This window comes from Deltaproteobacteria bacterium (assembly GCA_022340465.1).
In the GTDB taxonomy this organism is placed as follows: Bacteria; Desulfobacterota; Desulfobacteria; order Desulfobacterales; family B30-G6; genus JAJDNW01.
The window spans coordinates 1-3524 of record JAJDNW010000153.1 but is presented as its reverse complement, the minus strand read 5'-3'; the positions used below and the strand labels follow the sequence as shown (position 1 = coordinate 3524).

3 protein-coding genes are annotated in these 3524 nt (G+C 53.8%); all 3 read left to right on the top strand.

Going from position 1 to position 3524, the window contains the following annotated elements; genetic code table 11:
- Positions 1-486, top strand: a 486-nt coding sequence (locus LJE94_18995) for a cell division protein FtsH (GenBank protein MCG6912184.1), incomplete at its 5' end; no start/stop codon positions are given.
- Positions 487-618: 132 nt separating this feature from the next.
- Positions 619-1887, top strand: a complete 1269-nt coding sequence (locus LJE94_18990; protein MCG6912183.1) for a CHC2 zinc finger domain-containing protein — start codon at positions 619-621, stop codon at positions 1885-1887.
- 81 nt (positions 1888-1968) lie between these two features.
- Positions 1969-3524: GAF domain-containing protein (locus LJE94_18985; protein MCG6912182.1), on the top strand; the 1556-nt coding region annotated here is incomplete at its 3' end.

Below are 3524 nucleotides of genomic sequence, written 5' to 3'. Positions count from 1 at the left end.
AACGATCGACTGGCTGTTCTTTTGGGCGGCCGGGTAGCAGAGGAACTCGTTTTCAATGAAATCTCCACCGGCGCGCAGAACGATCTGCAACGGGCCTCGGACATCGCCCGGGCCATGGTCACGGAGTACGGCATGAGCGATCTGCTGGGCCTGGTGAGCTATGAGCGTCCGCGCCAGGCGATGTTTCTGCCGGAAAGCTTTTCCTCGGGAAAAAACTACAGCGAAACCAAAGCCGCGCAAATTGATGACGAGATCGAACGGTTTGTCGATGAAGCCCATCAGCGCGTGCGCAAAATTCTGTCGGAACGGCGAACGGTCCTCGATGATTTGGCCCGTCTTCTTTCGCAGAAGGAAAGCGTTCAGGGCGAGGAGCTAAGACAGATGCTGGCGGCGGCGGTACCAGGAACGGCTACCGTTTCGCCCGATCAGCCATCCCGAAAAACTTCTGGAATCGAGGAAAAGGGAAATAGCATTGAACCGAGATAGCGAGCGCATTCCCTGCAGCTTGCTGCAGGGTAAGCGAGCGAATCATATTTGATAGAATTCCTTACGGTGAAGATTCCCCTTAAGCTTGCTGCGGGGAGTGTTCAATAGAATTGTTTTTTATCTGATTAACCAATGAAAACCTATCAGGAAATAAAACCGGCGGCGACCATCGATACCATCATCCACTATGCTGAAACGCTGTTTGGTATTCGTTTCACGAAAGTTAAAATGAATCGGTACAGCGCCCCATGCCCATTGCATGCCGACACCAAGGACAGTTTTATGGTTTATGTGAACAAAAAGAGCGAGGTCCGTTTTCATTGCTTTGGCGCCTGCCAGGGCGATTGGGGCATTTACGACCTGATCATGCTGCGCAATAAAATTAGATTCAAAAAGGCGCAGCAGGCGTGGGCTGCGCATCTGGGAGAAGCGGATTTATATTTTGATACCGGCGCCGGCCCCTCCATTCCCGAGCCTGATGACACACCCGAGCCCGATGATACCGCCGGTTTTGTGGAACCAAAGAGACTTGATGCCTCCATCGTTGCCGCTTTGAAGGATGCCGCCGACTTTTACCATGACCTTTTGATCTCCGATGAAAACCGGTTCAAGCACATTTGGGATTATCTTGCCCGCCGCGGAGTTGGAAAAGACGCCGTTGAAAAGTTCAACATCGGCTACGCGCCGCCCTACAGTGATGAACAGTACCGAGGCAGGGCGATGATAGACGGCTTCCTGAGGCGCTTTGAAAAGGATAACGGGACCTTCAATGTTTTCACGGAAGCCGGCTTGGCCAGATTGCTGAACGACAACAGCGTCGTGGAATATGGATACTATTCTCGGCAGATCGATTTCAGACGCAAATATCCGTTTTCAAGAAATTACGGCGACGTTTTAGCCGGACGGATAGTGTTTCCTATTTTTGATTCAGATGTTCTCGCGACTGGATTGGTCGGCAGACACCCGGGCGACAGGGGCGTTCGCTGGCTCAAACAACAGCGCAGAGAAGTTCCCCTTTCCGACAGAGCCTGGCTTTACGGCATCGAAAAGGCAGCGCGGCATATCCGGCAATACCGGACAATCATTCTGGTGGAGGGCATCTTTGATTATTTTACCTTCTACAACCTGCTCCTGGAACATGACAAACCGGTCGTTGTTTCGACATTGGGCTCCTATGTCACCCCCGAGGCAACGACGATTCTTATGAGCCTCGATATCGAGCACTTCATCGTCGCTTACAATTGGGACGAACTCGGCAGAAACGGCATCGAACGGATGGCAGCCAGGTCAAACGGGTGGGTCTATTACCTTGGTGGTCCGGCTAAAGATCAGGACCCTTACGATATGTTGAAGCCGGTGGTCGACAACATCAGCGGGTTTTCCCTACTACGGAAGCGATGATTGCCGACAAACCTCCAAAGGGAAAATCTGCTGTGCCGGCCTTGTTTTCGAAGGACTCGTACTAGATTGGAAACCGCCCTTATGAGTCCAAGTTCAAGACAAATCGTAAACGAGGTCGACAACACGACGCATCTGGACGAGGCCCTGTCGCTGGTTGTGAAACGGTCCAGATCGTCCATGGCTGCAGATGTATGTTCCGTCTACATTCATGATACACAAACAGACCGGTTTATCTTCATGGCGGTTGACGGTGTAATGCCCGTCGATGTCGGCAAGGTGCAAGTCAGCCGTAACGCAGGGCTGGTGGGCTGGGTGGCGGCGCATGAAGCAGTCATCAACCTGTCAAATGGCGCTGATCATCCTGGCTTCGATCACGCCTCTAAAAGCTGGGATGCGTCTTTTCACGGCTTTTTGGGCGCGCCCATCATTCATCATGGCCGGACAATGGGTGTGCTGGTGGCGCAGAAGCATGAGCGGCGGAGCTTTAGCGATGACGATGCGGCCTTTTTTACGACACTGGCCTTCCAGCTTGGCGGGGCCCTTCATCACCTTCTGGCGAAATGGGATTTCAGTCGGCGGCTGGATGAACCCGCGCGTGGGAAAATTCTTATACACGGAATTCCCTGTGCGCCGGGCCTGGTGATGGGCAATATCGCGCTGTCGGAACCAGTGGACCTGCGATCGACACCCGATCGCAACGCGCTAGACATCGAATCTGAAGTTCAAATCTTCCAGGCGGCGGTAATCGCTGCTAAAAACGAATTGCGTGCCGGCAAGGAACGCATGCGCGCCAACCTGGCCGACGAGACGCTATCCCTGTTCGATGTCTACATCATGATGCTTGAATCCGGCAAGTTGACCAACGGCACGGTGGCGCGGATCCGAAACGGGCAATGGGCGCGCGGTGCGCTTAGAGACACGATTGTTGAAATGACGCGTGTTTTTGAACAAATGGACGACCCGTATCTTGCCGCGCGCGCCGAAGATATTCGCAACATCGGCCGACAGGTTATGATTCATTTACAAGAGGACGCGCCGGGGGCTAAAACCTACCCGAAACGATGCATTCTGGCGGGAGTGGGGGTCAGTCTGGCCGAGATATCAAAAGTGCCCCGCGACCGGCTGGCCGGCATCGTATGCGTTCAAGGATCGGCATTATCCCACATGGCGATCATTTGCCGCGCATTGGACATTCCCGCCGTGATGGGGCTGACCGACTTGTGCATCGGCAATTTGGAAGGTTGCGAAATCACCCTTGACGGTAACCAGGGCACCGTTTGCATCAATCCTTCGGTTGTGGATATCGATGCGTTTCGGCAACGCGTGCAGGAAGAGCAGGCCATCGCCGCTCAACTTGAAACACTGCGCCGGCTGCCGGCACAAACCATGGACGGGATGCAGATACCAATGCTTGTAAACCTGGGAATCGGCGTCAATGATTTGCCGATGTGCGCCACAGAATATGAAGGTGTGGGCCTGTACCGCACGGAGTTTTTTTTTATCGCGCGCGACACGCTTCCCACCGAGGATGAACAGTATCGGCTTTATCGCGGTCTGCTGGAATCCTTCACGCCAAAACCGGTGACGATCCGGACCCCCGACACCGGCGGCGATAAGAAACTTCCCTTTTTCACCAT